Origin of the sequence: Marinifilum caeruleilacunae, assembly GCF_013141825.1 — a bacterium.
Taxonomy (GTDB): Bacteria; Bacteroidota; Bacteroidia; order Bacteroidales; family Marinifilaceae; genus Marinifilum; species Marinifilum caeruleilacunae.
On record NZ_RZNH01000027.1, the window covers coordinates 1 to 19,033 of the forward strand.

Sequence of the window (19,033 nt, forward strand, 5' to 3'; positions counted from 1 at the left end):
GCTACAAGGGAAGCTACAAAGAAATGGACGATGCCAATCAGAAACTGGGGAGTGATCTTAAATCAGTTTTTAACTATATTTGAAGAAAGGGTCAGGCTCAACGCCTAACCCTCTAAAATTTCATTTACACACTTTGTGGGACAGTGTCCTTAACTTTTAACAAGTTAAGCTTTTTTCTAGAGGTCTCTGGCGTAGCTATTTCCAGTATTGCCTTTTGTTCAAAGAATGTATAAATCTATAAGACTTCATTCACAATGTTTGATTTTAATTTATAATTATCAAAATGTCTGCAAAGTCTACCTTTAACTATTGCTGGATTTACTTCTTGAGTGTGTGAGAATTTATTTATAATATAATCGTTAAAGTTATAAATAGACTCTTCTTCACTTATAAAATTTTCCCATTTATTTGGAGGAATAAGATTATTTTCCGCAAATAAGTTTGCTTCTATTTCTTCTTCAGATTTCTTGTACTTTTCATCTTCAAGAGAAGGATCGATATCTATATATTCTGCTTGATTGTTATTTAATAAATGTTCATAAATATGACCTAGTTCATGAAATAAGGTGAAAGCAAAATAATCTAATCTTTTATATCTTAGTGACATTCCAATTGCTGGTTTTCCTTCACTCCAAAATGATACACCATCTATTGGGGTTTTAGATCCTTTATTTTGAATAATTAATTTAATACCAAATTCTGCAAGAGTCTTTTCAGTTCTTTTTAAGACTTGGTTATTTTGAAAAAGTATAATTCTAAGATTATTTAATAGTTCATTTCTTAAGTCATTATCAAACTTGTCTACTATTACCTGTTTTGCATTATATTGTACAAGTTTAACCCAAGCTATAACATTCTTATTGTCAATAAATTTACTTTTGTGCTGTCTGAATCTAATGTAATTTGGTTGTACAGATAGTTTTGCCAATCCTTCAAAACACTTGATGTTATATATAGATTTAATAATTGGAATATCTTCTACTGGATCACCTGTGATTATTTTTTCCTTTTTAAGAAAAGAAGTTGCAATGTGTGATTTTATTAGATTCCAATTTTCTATTGCTTCAAGACGATTTTGGTTTTTGGCTTCGATCTTTGCTTTGTCAAGGGAATAGTTTTTTTGTAGCTCAAGCCAATATTCAGCATCAATGCCTAGCGATTTTTCTAATAGAATTGCAAGATCTGCATTAATATTTCTTTTCCCTTTAATAATTTCATTTAATTGACTTTTCTTAAAACCGATAATTTTAGCAAATTCAGCTTGAGAGATTTCGTTTGCTTCAAGTTCATCAAGTAAAACTTCTCCTGGATGAGTTGCATATTTTGGTGTTAGTGAGCTTAATGGGTTCATATCTGTCGTATAGATCTGTTTTATTTAATCTGATTTCTTAGGGCTATGTTACGATATCTGTTCTTGGAACAGTAATGAGAGATTGTTATTATTCATAGTGCTTGCTTAAGTCTTCAATTTCAAGTAAATCAATGGTTAAGCTGTTAGGGTCAGTCGAACATTCTCTAAATAATATTCTGTATTGTTTGTTGACCCAAACGGCACTAATTCCATCTAGATTTCCAACTTTCTTTTCATAGTGCAAGCTTTTTAATTGATAAAGTTGTTCAATTTTTGTGATACCTCTTAACTTATCAATTGTTTTGATGTATTGCTTAACTAGTTGTGGGTTAGATTTGAACTCTTTATGTTTATTTGTTTTGCCTTGATATATATCTTCAAGGTATCTTTTACTGAAATATATATTCATTTTGGGGTTTGCAAAATAATGTGTGATTAGAACTTTAAATCTTCATACTATTAGATTTATACTACAAACATACTAAAAAGTTCACAAAAATGTGAACTTTTTATAAATAAATCAGCATATCGTATTAAATAGTTTCATATTTAAAAAAAGGATGAGCCGCTAATCTGTCTGCATGCTGCTGTTTGGTTACTTTGATATACTTCATAAATGAACTTTCTGTTTTATGAGTACTGATAGCCATTATATCTAGTTTATCCACACCAGCGAGGTATGCATTGGTGCAGAAACTACGCCTTGCGGTGTGAGTAACAATAAGATCATGTTTAGGAATCATTTTACTAACTTTCATTCCTCCTTTAGTTTTAGCTACTCTAATTTTCTCATTTATTTCAGCGAGCTTACCTATTTTCTTTATTTCATCGTTAATGTGCTGTTCTGGCATGCTTTTAGGAGGTTTGCCGTCGTATCTTTGTAAAATAGAGGATACAATAGGGTGGAGAGGGATTATTACTTTTTGTCCTGTTTTTTGGGTTTCTACCTGAAACATAACATCTGATCCAACTCTCTTAATGATATTGTCAGGTGTTAATTGTTTAAAGTCGGAAACTCTAAGCCCTGTAAAAGCGCCAATTAGAAATAAATCTCTAGCTCTTTCTTGTTTCGGATTTTCAGTTAAATCCAATTTAAACATACTGATAAGCTCTTCCATGTTTAAATAAATGTTGTCTACATCTTCCTTTAGAACAATGAAATATTTACCTCGGAAAGCCATATTGTTAGTTAGGCCTAATTCAACGGCTTCACCCATGAATTTTTTTAGATTTTTAATGTGTTTTCCTGTATTATTCAAAGTGTAGTTTTTGGAGTTGCACCAATTCACAAAATCATTGTAAAACTCCTGTGTTATTGTTTCAAAGGATAGAGTGTAATTAACACTTTCGAATTTCTTTAAAGCTTCTTTCGTGCCTTTTAAACTTCGAATTGTACCGCTAGTAATTAGTGTTCCGGTTGTCGGATTTACTCGTGTAGATTCTTTTTCTATTAAGTTATCGATAAAACTGAAAAAGCTTTTTTCTTCCTCGCTAATAGGGTTGAAGTAATCATCTAAAAACTGTTTTATTGAACCTTTTGAAAGAGGTGTAGACTTTACAATGCAATTATCTATAAAGCTTGTAACTTTGTTTTCGAGATCATTGAGTAGGCTGTTAATGCTTTGTTTGTTTTTAGCCGCTGCGACATTTCGAACTCTTTGTCTTGCTTTGTCCCAATGAATAGGAACAACTTTTACTTTTAGAGGGTAAACCAACTTTGCTCCCTTAAGTCGGTAAACTAAATGTATTGGGGTTTCATTTTCTTGCTTTGGAGAGCGTAACGTGAAGCGAACATTTGACATATCAAGGTGCATTTAATTCTACTTACCAAAGGTAGGTTAAAATTTGAATGTTGCCGCTTTTGTTGCCGTATTTTCTTAACCTTATTTAAATTGACCTAATCTAGTCTTAATTCTAAATCGATCTATAGTGTCCGTAAATATTAAAGGTGTGGGGTGATTTACTTAAAATATTGATATTTATATAATGGGTGTATTTAGGTTTGTTTGTGTCCGCCAGAGACCTCAATTCAAAACCTCATTTGCTGATGCAGATGGGGTTTTTTGTTATCTCCTTGTTGCGGCCTTGTAGCTCTTGCCCTGTGCATACATAAATGATCAATTGCAATCTACTAAATGGGGTTATTGAGGCTTATCCATTGTTCTCGCCAGGCTTTCCTCCCTTTGATAAGAATGCATTTTGTACTTTAGCCTGAATCATCTTTCGAACCTCAGTTTGCAATTTGGAATAGTTCTCTTTCGAATAGATTTGGTCGATTTTACCCTTGCTTAAGTAGCCAATTTCATCGCATATTCTTGTTAAAGTCTCAATGATATGAGAAGAGATGATGACTATTTTTCCCTGTTTACGCATCTCTATGATTAAACTGTAAAAGCACTCGACACTTTCAATATCAATTCCATTAAAGGGCTCATCTAAGATTACGATATCCTTGTTCAGCTCAAAAACAGCCCAAAAAGCAAGTTTCTTTTTCATTCCTGTCGAATAATTATCAATTAACTCGTCGAGAGGGAGTTCAAATATTTGGTTGAGTTTGATATCAAAGGTTCCCTTTGTTACCAGCCTGATATATTCAATACCCTTCATGTAAGGGTAGAAGTAGTTTTGAGTTTCCAGGAAAGAAATGTTGGTATGTTTTGTACAATCACCATTCAATTTTATTTGTCCCTTTTCTAAAGCTATCCATCCATAAATGGCCTTAAACAAGGTGGTTTTCCCGGCACCATTCATGCCTAAAATGCCAAATATGCTGCCTTTAGGAATACTAAGGTTCACACCATTCAATATGGGTTTATCTTTTTTATAGGAAACTCTTACATCTGTTAATTCAAGCATGCTGTATTCTGTTTTTTGCTTTTTGATAGGTATATATCAAATAGGGAATTGAAATGGGTAAAATCGGGCAAAGGATCATAAATATTGCGGTTGGAACATGATTTGGAGAATCTTTGTACTGTGACCAGATACTATATTTATACACAATACAGTAGATCTGATAGAGAATGAAATACAAGAAAACTCCTAAAATCACATGCCAATAGGAAGGATTGAAGAACAAAAACACTGCAATATGAGGCGTTAGAATTATGGCCAGGAAAGAAGTATTATCCCTTATTTTTGAAAGCAATTGTTTTGCATTATTAGGACGTAATTCTTTGCCTTCTGAGGATTTGAATGTTGCTGATAGAATTGTGACAAACAAAAACACAAAAAAGAAATAAGCATACTCATGTACAGCAGAAAATGCTCCTAATGCCCACAATATAAATAATTTGTAATTGTAAAGCCGTATCGACTTTTTCCATTCAAAAAGGCTGTCGGGTATAAAGGGAATATGCCAATTTTTAGGTTTGAATGAACTTGTTACACGATACTTTACAAATACAAAGCATAAAAGGACGATCATCATATGTCCCGTTAAAGCAATTTGCCAGTAGGCATTCAGAAGAAATAAAAGAGATAAAGGAAAAGCCAATAAGCTGTACTCCAATAGGTATACCTTCAAGCTTGATACTTCTAATTTTTGTAAGAATAGCTTGTCCTTTCTTTGAGCATGACATAGTAGGATCACAAATGCATAAAGCAAAGCAAGGTAAGGACTATGCGCATTTTTGATTTTATCAACTACTACAAGAATGAATGCGAATGCCAGCGGGCTTAGAATCAATAGTTTTATCCAGCCTATGGTCTTTAGAATGCGATAGAATTGTTTTATTCTGAATGCAATAATTTCCGTTTCTGTATTCATTCTATCGTTTAATTTTGTTAGGAGGAATGTTAAGACTATGAGGAAATTAGGGAATTCAATTGCCTGTTAAAAGCGATATCGACAAACAATAGCTGAGCATCGACAAACGCATGTGCTCAATCGACTTATCAGTTATTTATCTGCTTAATTTGGTGGGTGTTGTGTACTTTTTACTGCAAATGCTAACAAAAAGCCACTTGCAAAATATAGCAGGTGGCTTGGGATTCGAGTATTTTCGTTGAAAATAGATAGGCGCGGGACACTCGCACCAGCGGAGTGTATAAGTTCGCGCTATCTGGGGAAATTTGTAAACTTCCTGATATAAATTTTTGATTCTAAAAATGAATTTTCTACAGGGGGTATTAAAATTGGGTTTAATGAGGGAGTAGTTTTAAACCTAGAGAGGCATTCTAGAAATATTTGTTAAGTACCTATGTATTTCCTTAGCAATATGCCCACAGTCTTTATAATCGTTATTTAAAGAGTATTATGAAGACGATGCAGTTGTTAAAGGTTTGAATTGTTCAATGTATTGAGTAAACACTTAAAAAACGTAAATGATAAAAAAAACCTCTCAATATGAGAGGTTTTATTAGTGCTAATCTAAATAAAGATTTTTCAAGTATTTGATTCCGTAAAATGGAATAAAAATTTTAAAATAATCCGCAATACTCATTTTTAGATGAATCATTCTAATTGTCAAAACAATAAGTAGATAAGGTACGATAAAATATAACATATTTGACACAGGAATAATATCAGCAAATACGTTGATAAAAATAAATGGTAAAACGGTTAAAATTATAAAAACTACTTTATTCATAATGATTTATTTTTTAGTTATAAGGAAGCTTTTATGGCGCAGCCAATTGAGGTTCCAACAGCACAAGATGGGCCGAATGCAACACACACCATGGCTTCAATACTTCCGTAAACAGTTCCACTAGACATGCGATCCATAGCAACACCAACGCAATCGCCCCATCCGCTCCAAAATCCTTTAGTTTGGCTTTGATTGCTTAATTCTTCATAAGTTGTAAAAGATATAACATCTTCTCCTTTTACATGCAATTTAAATAAAAGTTTTGAATTGCTGTAAATTGATGTGATTACTTCTGTATCGGTAATGAAATCTTGAGTAATCAATAAACTTTCTTCAGAAACTTCATCTTCTTTTACATAGTGAACTAAAGTGTATTTAAGATCGGAGTTTCCAGATCCCTCAGTTAATAATGCCTTTGCATCGGTATTTGAATATTCGCAAACCAAGGTATTCTCAAAGTCAAAATATACTATATCTTCAATAGATTTTGTGCTGACTTCATCTTCCAAATATAGAAGTTGTATTTCTGATGCAGCTTTTTGTTTTAAACTTCCTAAGATGCTCTCATTGCTTAGTTTAAATGTGTTAGTTGGTTGAAATTTAGTTGTTGTGTCAACTTTCTCTTCAATGATATTGTCGTTGCTGTCACAAGACAATAAACTACAACCTAAGAATGTTCCACCTAAAAGGAATAGAAAAATTTTCTTCATAATAAATTTGTTTAGTTAATTAATATCACCCCTTAATTCTACCTTTAAGAGAAAGGTAACCCTGCCTTTTAAATATTATTATGTGTTGTAGAATATGGTTTAAATTGCTGTTTTGTCTAAACATATTATAATAATATGCTTATCAATAAGTTGACAGTGTGCGTTTTTTTTAATGGAAGTTTCTTTTTGACTGTTTAAATTCGTATTGTTCCGAATAACTTCTATAATTTTGTTGGTACAAATCGAGCTATTTATGCTAACTCTATTTGTTCCATAACAAGCCAATTTCACACTCCCTACCCAAAAACCACCCCATAACGAACGCAAAAATGCCGCCTAAGCAGGCAGCGTTTAAATTATGCTTATCGCAAAAAGTTGGGGATTTGTTATTTCTTGTTGTTGATAAAGGGAATTTTTGGTAAAAAAAACATTATAGCTGTGATTATTACAGAAATGATAATTGATTTGTATAATTCTTCTGAACTGGCCCACTGAAATAAGCTTGTTAATAAAACAATCGATATTAGTGGAAGAATATAATAAAATACAATTTTTCTCATAACTATCTACCACAAACCCAATATCATACGTGCTGCAGAGGCCTGTAAACCTCTCCCAACTACAACCAAACCTATACCAGCCCAACCTGCAGGACCTGCAGCAGCCATAGCAGCTCCTGTTCCTGATACAGCTAATCCTAAACCTGCTAAAGCAGCACCACCAACATCAGCTTGACCAGCAGCTTTCCAGTCTAAGCTTTTAAGGCTTTGATCATTTAATTTTAACCATTCCTTATAGTTAGCACTCCAATAATCTAAAGTGCTTTTTGCTACAGATGAAGTTGATAATATCAAGAACTGCTCCTCAGTATTTAATGTTTGAATAGCTTTCTCCTCAATGGCTGAAATCCTTGACTTTAATGAGGATAGGTTCATATCCGAATCATTCATAATATCGAAGAGATTATGAAGTTGATTTTTAGCATCAACTGATATTTTTGACAACAAACTATCTGGTATAAAGTTATTTTGGGTAGATTTTAATTTGAGATCAAAAGAATTATAATCATTTATTCCATCTTGAATTTGCGAAATTGCAATAGCTTTGAGTTCGTCAGAACCAATTTGTTCATTAACAAATTTGATTGAAATATTTTTTTGTAATTCAATAAGACTTTCCTTTTTAGATAATTTTGAACCTTTTAGATTAAAGTCCATACTTTTTAACTCTTCTAAAGACAATTCCAAGCCTTGATTGTGCAATTTTCCAATATATTCAAAATCTGAAACTTTTAATTTTTCATTCTTAAACTCAAGTTCATCTGACTTATTACAAGAAATAATTGTGATGCCAATGATTGCTATACTTATTAAACTATAAATAAATTTTTTCATAATTTTGAAATTTTAGTAAAGCATATAGAAGTTATGCTTTTGTTGGTTAAGTAAAATTTGTTTACTCTCTCGATTTTCAACACATTATTTCGGCTATTCTCTTATTTAATGTCGCTTTTCACTTTCACAAACTCGACGTTGGATGGTTAGTCCAATAATAACCCATATGTATAGTTTTCAAAGAAATGCAGAGATGTCGCAGCTCACCCTTTTCGTTCAACATAGTTCGAAGTCTCAAGCACAGGTAGGTAGTTGAAAATGCTTAGATTATGAGGAAATTAGGAAAATGAAATGCTTGTTAAAAGCGATATCGACAAACAATAGCTGAGCATCGACAAACGCATACGCTCAATCGACTTATCAGTTATTTATCTGCTTAATTTGGTGGGTGTTGTGTGTGCTTTTTACTGCAAATGCTAACAAAAAGCCACATAAATCTTACTGCATGTGGCTGGGATAACATTGTTTTCTATAAAAATTATTACGTGCGGGAAGCTCCCACTATCTGGGGGAGTACTCGCACGGATGCACCGACATACGAAAGAACCCCTTTTCTAACAGACTGAAATACTCCCACTTATTCCTATATCTCTCCATACTATTTTTCATAAATCGATTTCCAGTACACGTTTGTCGATGCTCAATACCTGTTTGTCGATATCGCTTGGTCAAGGGGAATGGTTGATTTATTATTAGTTAATAGAATGATGCTCAGGTAAATCAATTCACTTTAATAACTTCATAAAATCCATTTGTATGAAAAATAAAATTAAGAACAGAACTACGCTGATACTTCTTCTGCTTTGCCTTAGCAGTTGGGTTTATTCACAAAGCGAAGAATATGACTTTCATAAAATCATTATTGAACCCGATTTTACATTTAAATTGCATCAATATGCCTTGGACAATTCTGGTAAAGAGTTTAAGGTAATTAATAAGGCCGATCATTTTTTTGCTATGCGCATTACCAATGCATTTTTTATTAATGAAAATTTTTCTGTCGGGTTTGGAATCGGACTGGAAATGGCTCCAGTTACTGAATTTCCAGTTGTTATCGATCTAAGAAACTACTTTGGGAAAGGAGAAAACCGAAACTATCTCTCTTTAAATTTTGGAAAAGCCTTTCATGGCTATTCCAATTTTAAAACCTGGCTGGGCGAAATAGGAGGTGGACGAAGTTTTACATTGAGCAAAAAATCTTCACTCAATATAAGTGTTAATTATCAGTTCACTTACCTCAACAGTGATTTTATCAGACATGATGGTCGTAAGAAATGGGTGAAAGAACTTTATACCGGCTCTCTTGCTTTGAAAGTTGGAATTATGTTCTAAAAAATAGGCTTACTTTAATTATAAAAATGAAAAAATATCTACCACATATACTTTTTATAGCTTCTTTAATATTTCTATTTTTTTCAAAATATATTTCAGATCAAGTTTTTACAATTAATAAAGTATTTACAATTGTTTTGTTGTTTTGGGTAATTATGAAAGTATTCAAATTAAGGAGATTAGATCAGTAATGAAATTTCCTAATAGCCAAAGTAACTCCACAGGATACGAATACAAATGAGTTAAAAGCAGCCACAATTTGGAGTGGCTGCTTTGTTTGTGCTTGGTTTTTTGAGTGCTTAAAAGACCTGGTTAAACTACTACACGTATGGTTAAACGTTGATTGCTACTAAGCTGCAAATCATGTTATTTGGAATTAATCTATATTTCAGTAATTATATTATGATCCTATTATAATTAATAATCAATATTTTAATTTTAGTAAAACATTAGTGTTTAATGAAAATATTACTACTTAAATAAGTTTAAAATTTATGGCTTTAATAAAAATAAAAGAATCAAGAAGCGCAGCCGACTTCAAGGTGTGTGAGGTAACTTCAAGGTCGATCGCAGATTTATTAGTATGTAAAGTTGACTCTAGAAGTCCTGCACGTGGAAATGATCACCTTTGGTGTTTTATTGATTCATCATCAATTGCAGATTCAAAAGTTTGCTTTGTGGATTCTCGTTCAGTTGCAGATTTATTGATTTGCTTTGTAACATCAAGAAGTGTAGCTGGGTGGAAAAAAGATCATCCTTTAAAAGGGAGGATTGGATAAAATGACACTACCAATAAGACCACGTGCTCATGTTTTAGAAAGAGAATCAATAAACAATCTGCATGAAAATATTCCTAATGAATGGGTTATACAGCAAATTCCAAATGATTATGGTGTTGACAATTTCGTGGAAATTGTACAAAATCAAGAAGTAAATGGTAATGTTTTCTCAATACAGCTAAAAGCTACTGATAATGTGTTTGAGAACCAAGATTATGTTTCAGTTAGAATGAGAACGCCAACAATAAGGTATCTAATGAATCGTGTTGAATTGGTGATGATTATTTTATTTGTTTCTAATGAGAATCAATCCTACTGGATTTGGTTAAGAGATATTGCAGAACATGTAAATTATGACAACGCAACATTAACTGTAAGAATCCCTAAACAAAACAGGTTGAACACAATAAATTGGAACAGAATTATGGAATTTACTGAACTTATTAGGAATGCAAAGGTTGAGGCGGCTAGAGATATGAACTTTAATTATTAATAATGGCCAGCGTATACTTCATTTTGACCTGACAATAATAAGTTTGTGTATTTAGATAATATCCTTGCTAAGGTAATCAAAATAATATCCTGTAAGTATGAGAGATAAAGGAATTGCATTTGTTATAATGCAAATTGGGAATCCAGAACTGGACAAATTATACGATGAAATTTATGTTCCTGCTATTGAAAAAGCTAATTTGATACCAAAACGAATAGATCAAGACAACTCTGGTTATCTTTTAAAAAAGGAGATTATTTCATTTATAGAAGATGCGGAAATCATAATAGCTGATTTGACTAATGAAAGACCAAATTGTTATCTAGAAATTGGATATGCAATGGGGTTGGATAAGTTTCAGAATTTAATTTTCACGGTTAGAGAAGATCATTTTCCAGAGAGTAAAAACTTTCAGAAAGGAGGGCCTAAAATACATTTTGATGTGAGTGGTTATGAAATTTTATCTTGGGATAAAAATGAACTCAATAAATTTAAAAATTCATTAACCAATAAAATTAGTAGAAGATTAACTACGGTGAAACCTCAGCAAAAGGGTGTTGTCAAAAAAAAATGGGATCAGAATTGGTTAAAAGATAAGAGGGAGTATGCTCAAAAAAAAATGGATGCATTAGAAATAGGAAGGCAAATGGAAGTTCTTGTTTCAACTGAAGATCATATTTCGCTTTCTCAAACTCAACTATTAGAAATTGCAAATGAGTGTCAAATGGATATTTTAGGTTGGCCAATTGCTCCTGTAATCCCTCATTTACCGATTTATAGTCCAAAGCCTAAGGTAGATGGTCTCTACTCAGAAATAATTAGAAATGAAGGAGTGTTAAGTTTTGACTATACTTATTATCTAAAAAGTGGAAAAATTTTTATTGCGAAAAGTATTTTTGAAGAACATCATTTTAAAAATTGCATTATTGTACCTATTCGAATAAAACGGTCAACAGAATTGTTGATGTACATATTAAAGTACTATTATAAATGTGGTTTATCCCCATCTAATAAAATAGAGATTGAAGTCAGATTTTGTGGAATTAAGGACAATGAAATAAGTTATGGATCAGAGGGATTCGTTATGAGAAGTTACAAATCAAAAGAGAATGAAAGTTATTGTAAATTAACGACAACTCTTGGGGATATTGAAAATAATTTAACAGACTTAGTATATCAGCTTTCTAATGAATTATTCGTTTTGTTTGACTTTTTTAGCATAAATGAAGAGCAAGTTGAATCAATAGTAAATTCATTTGTTAATGAAAAGCGAAATGCTTTCTGATATTAAGATTGAACAAATAGGAATGATAATTTGGTTATAGAATTCAAGACTATTCTATAAGTATACGTCGGATGAAAAATGGATAAGAAGTATTTATTTTAGTTACCTTTGTTGAAGATCTAAACCTATGCATAAATTTAAGAAAATTGATATACCAGTTAAAGCTTCTTTTATTGATAAGTTTGCACAAAAGTATTTAGAGCAACGTTCTCAATGTCAAGATGACTTATCTGCCATTGGGGAGCAAACATTGTTTAATAATCTAGGGTTTAGTACGGATACATTAAAGAAAATCATTGAGAAAAGTGCTGTTGCCATTGATAAAAAAAGAGAAGATGGATTGGAGCCCAAGATTCTAAATGATATATATCGTAGCGATTTAGGTGAGTTGTTAATGACTTATTATTTTGAGGAAAAGTTACCGGAAGGTGAACGATTTATAATTCCACTCAAAAATATTACATTTAGAGAAAGAGAAGATTTACCTGGAAGAGGATTGGATGCAATTGGCTACAAGCAAAACTCTATAGAGAGGGTAGAAATACTTTTAGGAGAGGCAAAAGTGTCAGAAGATAAAAAATCTCCTCCTCCGGTAGTAGATTCAAATAAAGATTCCATTTTTAATACTCAATTGAAACATAAAAATGATACTCCGATTGTTATTCGAAGGTTGTCTGATTATGCGCGGAGGTTAAATGTGAAAGATGCAGCGATTTTAGGATTTGCGATAGTTTGTTTGGATCAAGGATTATCTGATAAGATTGAAATTACATATGGATGTACATTAATTAGAGATTACACATGTGTAAATGAGAGTTTGGATTATGGCAAAATGAAAACCAATGAAGAGAAATTTGATCCAGATAAAATAAATTTCTCCATATTATCTTTTAGTGATAAAAGTATAAAAGAAACTGTTGAATTATTTTATAAGAAAGTACAAGAGTTGATTTCCTAATAGCATGAGCAACTTTATCAATTCCATATTAGAAAAGGATGCAATTATTTCACTTCTCAATGAAAGTGAAAGAGGGTATGTTTTTAATCAGTTAAAACTACCTTATAGTGCTGATGTTGACAATGGTGAATTATTAAGATTTACTTTTTTTCTAATTAACTCTATTTACAATGAAGAGAGTGAATCTAATAAGAATACAAGCAAAATTGTATATAAGCTATTAAAATTAATTGATATAGATACTAAGGAAGAGTTGTATCAGTTTGGGGAGGTATTCGGAATACAAGGAATTGATTCAAAAACTCTATACTATCTTTATTTAGCAAATCTTGCATTAAAAGCGGAAAAACAAATAAGTATCCGAATAGATCTAAAAGAATTTAGAATTTCGGTTGAAGAAATTTCAAATTGGAAGTATCGATTATTGAACAAAGCGATAGAAGCATATATTCTTTTAGTTCGTAAACAAAACGGTTATAAAGATATTGAAGATGCATTATCGATTATTGAAGGTTTAAAAAAGGATCAAAAGGATTTTGAAGAGAAGTATCTTAAAAAATTCAATATAGCTAATGAAGTAAATGAGGCATATGATTTACTATCATTATATCACTTATCTAAAGCGGTAATTGAAACAGCTAGTTACTTAATAAAAGGCTACGATTATAAAGGTCGATTAGATGCAGTCATTAGACAACATATCGATATTGCAAAGAAGTTAGTTAAAACTGAACCTAGGTTAACTAGTGTCTTTAATCTAATTGAGTTTGGATTAAACGAGATGTATAAAAATGCAATATGGACAAATACTAGATTTAATGACAAAATTAAACAGCTCTGTAGGAAAAAAGCTAATCTTGGTATGATTGAGCTATTACCTTCTCAGAGAGAGGCATTGTCTGAAAAACTACTAGATGTAGCTGCCAATGTTACTGTTTTACAAATGCCTACAAGTGCAGGAAAAACTCTTCTTGCTGAATTCAATATTATTGTAACCAAGGCATTAATGTCCGAGGCAAAAATAGTGTATATTGTTCCTTCTAGAGCTTTAGTAAATCAGGTTTATTATGATTTAAAATCAGATTTATCAGAATTAGATTTTTCCATTGAGAAAACATCTTCAGCGATAGAAATTGATCCTACAGAAGATACTTTTTTAAGTAGTGATGAAAAAATTGACATTCTCATTTCAACACCTGAAAAACTAGATTTATTGATAAGAAGGAGACATCCATCCGTTGAAGATGTTTCAATGTTTATTTTGGATGAAGCTCATACAATTCAGAATGGAGAGAGAGGGGCTAAGTTGGAGTTATTAATGGCAATTTTGCGAAGAGAAAGACCCAATGCTAAATATATGTTATTATCTCCTTTCATTAAAAATGCTAATGAAAAAATAACTGATTGGCTTGGTGGGGGTAATTCGATTTCTGTAGATTGGAAACCTTCGGAAAAATTGATATTAGGCGTTAATACAAAGAAAACAAAACGAAAGGATGAAATTCATATTGAGGTTCTTCCTTCCCCTTATGATTCAATAAAACCTATTGAGAAGACGGTAATTGAAAACCCTCATTCATTAGTTAGTACAGGGATCAAAAATAGGATACTAGAATTTTCAATTAAACAATTTGCTGAGCCTGAAAAAACAATGTTAGTATTATGCTACGGTAAAGGTACAGCTAATAGTAGAGCGAATTTTATATATGACAAAGTTGAAAATTATACTCCTAATGATGATGTAAGACTTGTCAAAAAATTTATAGAAGATGAAGTTGGAAGACAAACTACTCTTTCTAAGGTAATAGAGAAAGGAATAGTCACTCATCATTCAGGAATGTCTGATGAGACAAAATTACTAGTTGAACATTTGGTAAGACAAAAGCAAATACAATTTGTATGTGCTACAACTACAATTGCCGAGGGTGTAAATTTTCCAGTATCTACTGTTTTTTTTGATGATTATAGGAGAGGAAGGTATAATAAGCTTGATTCTAATGATTTCTGGAACATAGCGGGGAGGGCTGGTCGTACACTTGTAGATAATTATGGTAAAATTATTCTTCCATTTAATAGCGATACAAATATTGATAGTGGAAGAGGATTGATCAAGGATAGTGCAAATGTTTTATCAAGTGTGCTCGCTGACCTTTTTGAAAATGCAGACTATATTGAGCAGAAATTAGAAGAATCAAATGGGTTATCAGAATTATTTCGTAATTATTCAGATTCGTTATCACCTCTTATTCAATATTTTGTTCATTTACTGACTGTTGGAGAAAAAGAGTATTATGTATCTGAAATTGAAGATCTTTTTAAAGATTCTTTGGAGTATTACCTTTTGGACACTGCTGTTAAAAAAGAGCGATTCATTTCAATATGCAAATCAATATATTTAAATCTTCAATCTAGATTTCAAGATAAAGGAGTGTTAACTTTTGCTGATAAAACAGGTTTTTCGGTTCCATCTGTTTTAACTGTTATGAATGAAGCATCTAAAAATTGGGAAATTAGAAATATAGATGGTTGGTCAAAAGAGCAAATGTTTAATAGTCATAATCTGGACAATTTGACAGAAAAGATTAGAGTTATTGCGGCTCTAAGAGAAACTCAGTTAGGAATTGATTCAAGTAGTACTCCTTTTAACCCAGAACTTTATGCAAAGATTATAATTGGTTGGGTACAAGGTAAGAAATTGTCTAACATTGCAGATCAACACCCTAGTTTCAATACCCAAGATGTTGATGAAGTTTTGAAAGAAAAACGAATTACGGATTTTGTCAAGAAAATGAATGATATAAGGTTCAAGGCATCTTGGGGATTAAGTGCTCTTGAAGGAATAGTAAGAGGAAATGAAGAGATAAAAGATTCACATATTCCATCTTTGGTATACTTTGGTGTAGATAATGAAAAATCTTTAGCTTTTAGAATGATCGGAGTTCCTAGGACACTATCTTTTACATTGCAGAATATAATTGAGGGAAATTTAAATCAGTATTCATATCGTTCATTAAGAAAAAGAATTAATAATTTATCAAATTCTGATTGGGATGGTTTAAAACCAGTAAACTCATCTTTAAGTGGGATGGAATGGAAAAGAATTTCTGAAATACTCATTAAATAGCAGCACATGCAAAACTTTTTGATGGTACAGAAAATAAATATGAGGTAGTTCACTTTCTAGAAATGTTACTCACTATTTAATTCAAATACAGTAAGAATCCAATTGAACAATCAGAAGGGTAAACTAGCATTAGCTAATTTTTAAACTTTCAAGCACAGCCTCTAAGTAACTTTTATATATAAGAAAGATTGATACGTCATAGTTATTCTTATTGATACACCCACGATGGCGCGAGCTTTCAGCTCGTGCCCTGTGCATACAGAAAAACTTAATTACAAACAGCACTTCTATTGCCCCAAAATAAAAAGCCACTCACATCTTAGAGCAAGTGGCTTGGGATTCTTAATTTTTTAAAATAGAAAGGAAGGAGATGCTCGCACCAGCAGTTTATATAAACTCGCGCCAACCAGGCTTTTGGGTTTTATGCCTGACGGATTTTCAATGTGTTTATTCTAAAATAAAAACTCCTCTTATTTTAATTTATTTCATTTTTTTAAAATTACTGACCTTTTTAGTTTAAATTTATACTAAAATCTAAAATTAAAACTTTTCAATTTTAATATCATGAAAGATTTTAAAGCAGGACATATCATCAATCAAGGAACTTATAAAAGTTTTGAGCCCGAACTAATCAATAGAGAATGGCATGTGGATGATATGGAGATTGTAAGCTTGCTTGACAAGGCTAATAGGCATCTAGGTAGGTTGGATATGTTTTCTGAATACATTCCAAATATAGATTTGTTTATTAGTATGCACGTCTTAAAAGAAGCTACTCAATCAAGTAAAATTGAAGGAACACAGACCAATATTGAGGAAGCTTTATTAGACAAAGAAGATGTTAATATTGAGAAACGAGATGATTGGGAAGAAGTTCAAAACTATATTTCAGCTTTAAATGAAGCGGTTAGTTCACTTCATACATTGCCATTTTCATCAAGATTGATCAAGGAAACTCACAAAACACTATTAAAAGGTGTTAGAGGCAAACACAAACTTCCCGGATCTTTTAGAACCAGCCAAAACTGGATTGGAGGAGCTTCTATAAATGATGCAATATTTGTTCCTCCGGTTCATACATCTATCAATGATTTAATGGGAGATCTGGAAAATTTTGCACACAATACTGATTTCTATTTTCCGGATTTGCTTAAAATTGCATTAATACATTACCAATTTGAAACAATCCATCCATTTCTTGATGGCAATGGAAGAGTTGGACGCTTGTTAATAACACTATATCTTGTTGAAAAAGGCATTCTTAAAAGACCAATTTTATATTTGTCTGATTTCTTTGAAAGAAATAGAACCTTATACTACGACAACCTTTCAAGAGTAAGAGAAAAAGATGATATCACTCAATGGTTTAAATTCTTCCTGGTGGGGATGATTGAAACAACACAGAATGGGATTGAAACTTTTGATAGGATTCTGAAATTGAAAAATGAAGTAGATAGTAAAATACAATCGTTAGGAAATCGCTCAAAAAATGCATTTAAATTAATGGATACATTATATAGAAAGCCATTGGTTGCAGCTTCTAAGGTAGCTGAAATTACAGAGACATCGGATGCTACAGGATACAGTTTGGTAAAATCTATGGTTCAGCTTGGGATCCTAAAAGAAATAACCGGAGGCAAAAGAAAAAAGATCTATGCATTCAGTGAATATTTAGATTTATTCTGATATAGCAATACTACAAAAAATCCCCGCTGAGGGAAGTTTGTTTCTTTTGTCCTGTGCAAACAGCTTCAACTTTCGTCATATGGGAGATGAGCTTTTTTACTGTTCAAAATAACTCAGCACCACCTCAATTTCTTTCTGTTTCCTGGGTCTTTCAATAATCGCATGGTACTGCACACTTGTGGCCACTGTGGTAAAGGATCGCAAAACAATTACGGTATAAACAATGCTGTTATTGTTTTCTTCAACTTTCTGGGAGTATAGTGTATTGCCATAGCTATAACTTTTTTCTCCTATTATGAGCATATACTTCGAATAATCAATTTGGGGAATGCAATTTATTGTGATGTATTCATCTAGTTCTTCATTTGAGTTCACTACGCGATAAGTATCCGATAATTCAGATTTGGCATCCCATATTGGGTCTTCACATTCAAAATCGGTGAATTTCAGGAAATTGATTTCTTCCAGTTCTTCATCACTACTGCTACTGCAAGCAGAAAGAAATAGAGCAAGGCAGCTAAAGCACAGAAAATATTGAAATGCTGTTTTCATGATTCTTGTTCTCATTGGGATTTATCCGTTTTTTTATACAAAACTAGTAGTCTTAAACACTGGTGAGTAAGTGAAATGAATAGATTATGAGGAAATTAGAAAAATGAAATGTTTGTTAAAAGCGATATCGACAAACAATAGCTGAGCATCGACAAACGCATGTGCTCAATCGACTTAGCAGTTTGCATAAACATGTACTTTCAGCAGTTTTTATTTGATATCGAAAACAACTTCAAGCTTTTTTTGTTGAGGGGGAGTCTTTACAACAAAATGATAATTGATATTAGAAACTTCAAAAATTAAACTTTCATACTTCCGATAAGTTAATGTATACACAATCCTGCTGTTACTCTCTTCTACTTTTTCATCGATAAATTCCATGCCGTGCGGATAGAATTGATTGCCAATAATAAGGGAGTACCTGGAATAATCAATTTGAGGAATGCAGTTGATTCTAATGTATCGATCCAGTTCTTCAATTGAGTTTACAATGCGAAAAGTATCCGATAATTCGGGATTGGCATACCATTCCGCGTTTTCACATCCAAAATCAGAGAATTTTAAGAAATCAATTTCTTCCAATTCGCTCTCTATGGGTACCGATTTTGCCAGTTCTTCTTCGTTGTTGATGTCGCAAGCAGAAAGCAAAAGGCCAAGGCAGCTTAGGCAAAGAAAATATTGAATGGCTGTTTTCATGATTTTATTTCTTGTTTGGATTTATATGTTAATTTACAAAGATTCAGGCAATTGGGAAATAAAAAAGGCAAATCATTTCCT

General features: G+C 32.0%; 17 protein-coding genes. 7 read left to right on the forward strand and 10 right to left on the reverse strand.

Features of this window, described 5'->3' with window-relative positions:
- Positions 1-235 precede the first annotated feature (235 nt).
- The 8 genes from ELS83_RS14730 to ELS83_RS14765 all read right to left on the reverse strand — a co-directional run bounded on the left by ELS83_RS14730 (position 236) and on the right by ELS83_RS14765 (position 8,047).
- Positions 236-1,351 carry a HigA family addiction module antitoxin gene (locus ELS83_RS14730; RefSeq protein ID WP_171596322.1) on the reverse strand — a complete coding sequence of 372 codons (1,116 nt, stop codon included), beginning with the start codon at positions 1,349-1,351 and terminating at the stop codon, positions 236-238.
- Between the two features lie 88 nt (positions 1,352-1,439).
- Entirely contained in the window at positions 1,440-1,760 is a 321-nt protein-coding gene (locus ELS83_RS14735; RefSeq protein WP_171596323.1) for a type II toxin-antitoxin system RelE/ParE family toxin, read from the reverse strand.
- 124 nt (positions 1,761-1,884) lie between these two features.
- Positions 1,885-3,153, reverse strand: coding sequence for a site-specific integrase (locus ELS83_RS14740; RefSeq protein WP_171596324.1), 1,269 nt, complete (start codon positions 3,151-3,153; stop codon positions 1,885-1,887).
- 349 nt (positions 3,154-3,502) lie between these two features.
- Positions 3,503-4,207 carry an ATP-binding cassette domain-containing protein gene (locus ELS83_RS14745; protein ID WP_171596325.1) on the reverse strand — a complete coding sequence of 235 codons (705 nt, stop codon included), beginning with the start codon at positions 4,205-4,207 and terminating at the stop codon, positions 3,503-3,505.
- Positions 4,200-5,120: a hypothetical protein gene (locus tag ELS83_RS14750; RefSeq protein WP_171596326.1), complete on the reverse strand. Its 921-nt coding sequence runs from the start codon at positions 5,118-5,120 to the stop codon at positions 4,200-4,202. Before ELS83_RS14750 ends, ELS83_RS14745 begins: the two co-directional genes overlap by 8 nt.
- A 598-nt stretch (positions 5,121-5,718) precedes the next feature.
- Positions 5,719-5,943 (reverse strand): hypothetical protein, encoded by a 225-nt coding sequence (locus tag ELS83_RS14755; RefSeq protein WP_171596327.1) that lies wholly within the window; start codon positions 5,941-5,943, stop codon positions 5,719-5,721.
- Between the two features lie 17 nt (positions 5,944-5,960).
- On the reverse strand, positions 5,961-6,653 hold the full coding sequence (locus ELS83_RS14760) for a hypothetical protein (RefSeq protein WP_171596328.1): 693 nt from the start codon (positions 6,651-6,653) through the stop codon (positions 5,961-5,963).
- Positions 6,654-7,219: 566 nt separating this feature from the next.
- A complete protein-coding gene (locus ELS83_RS14765) occupies positions 7,220-8,047 on the reverse strand; it encodes a hypothetical protein (RefSeq protein ID WP_171596329.1) in 828 nt (275 codons plus the stop codon).
- Between the two features lie 756 nt (positions 8,048-8,803).
- Between ELS83_RS14765 and ELS83_RS14770 the strand changes: the two genes are divergently transcribed.
- The 7 genes from ELS83_RS14770 (at position 8,804) to ELS83_RS14800 (ending at position 17,704) form a co-directional block, all read left to right on the forward strand.
- Positions 8,804-9,379 (forward strand): hypothetical protein, encoded by a 576-nt coding sequence (locus ELS83_RS14770; RefSeq protein WP_171596330.1) that lies wholly within the window; start codon positions 8,804-8,806, stop codon positions 9,377-9,379.
- Between the two features lie 494 nt (positions 9,380-9,873).
- Positions 9,874-10,158, forward strand: coding sequence for a 7(1) septoil knot domain-containing protein (locus ELS83_RS14775; RefSeq protein ID WP_171596331.1), 285 nt, complete (start codon positions 9,874-9,876; stop codon positions 10,156-10,158).
- 1 nt (position 10,159) lies between these two features.
- On the forward strand, positions 10,160-10,651 hold the full coding sequence (locus ELS83_RS14780) for a DUF4365 domain-containing protein (protein WP_249414458.1): 492 nt from the start codon (positions 10,160-10,162) through the stop codon (positions 10,649-10,651).
- A 97-nt stretch (positions 10,652-10,748) separates the two neighbouring features.
- Positions 10,749-11,936: a hypothetical protein gene (locus ELS83_RS14785; RefSeq protein ID WP_171596333.1), complete on the forward strand. Its 1,188-nt coding sequence runs from the start codon at positions 10,749-10,751 to the stop codon at positions 11,934-11,936.
- A gap of 127 nt (positions 11,937-12,063) precedes the next feature.
- The gene (locus ELS83_RS14790; RefSeq protein ID WP_171596334.1) at positions 12,064-12,894 is read left to right on the forward strand and encodes a Hachiman antiphage defense system protein HamA; all 831 of its coding nucleotides are present in this window, start codon (positions 12,064-12,066) and stop codon (positions 12,892-12,894) included.
- A 4-nt stretch (positions 12,895-12,898) separates the two neighbouring features.
- The gene (locus tag ELS83_RS14795; protein ID WP_171596335.1) at positions 12,899-16,018 is read left to right on the forward strand and encodes a DEAD/DEAH box helicase; all 3,120 of its coding nucleotides are present in this window, start codon (positions 12,899-12,901) and stop codon (positions 16,016-16,018) included.
- Between the two features lie 564 nt (positions 16,019-16,582).
- Positions 16,583-17,704: a Fic family protein gene (locus ELS83_RS14800; RefSeq protein ID WP_171596336.1), complete on the forward strand. Its 1,122-nt coding sequence runs from the start codon at positions 16,583-16,585 to the stop codon at positions 17,702-17,704.
- A gap of 96 nt (positions 17,705-17,800) precedes the next feature.
- Here the strand turns inward: ELS83_RS14800 and ELS83_RS14805 are convergent, their stop codons facing one another.
- Complete coding sequence (locus ELS83_RS14805; RefSeq protein ID WP_171596337.1) at positions 17,801-18,271, reverse strand: hypothetical protein; 471 nt, start codon at positions 18,269-18,271, stop codon at positions 17,801-17,803.
- Positions 18,272-18,466: 195 nt separating this feature from the next.
- On the reverse strand, positions 18,467-18,952 hold the full coding sequence (locus ELS83_RS14810) for a hypothetical protein (protein WP_171596338.1): 486 nt from the start codon (positions 18,950-18,952) through the stop codon (positions 18,467-18,469).
- Between the last annotated feature and the right edge of the window lie 81 nt (positions 18,953-19,033).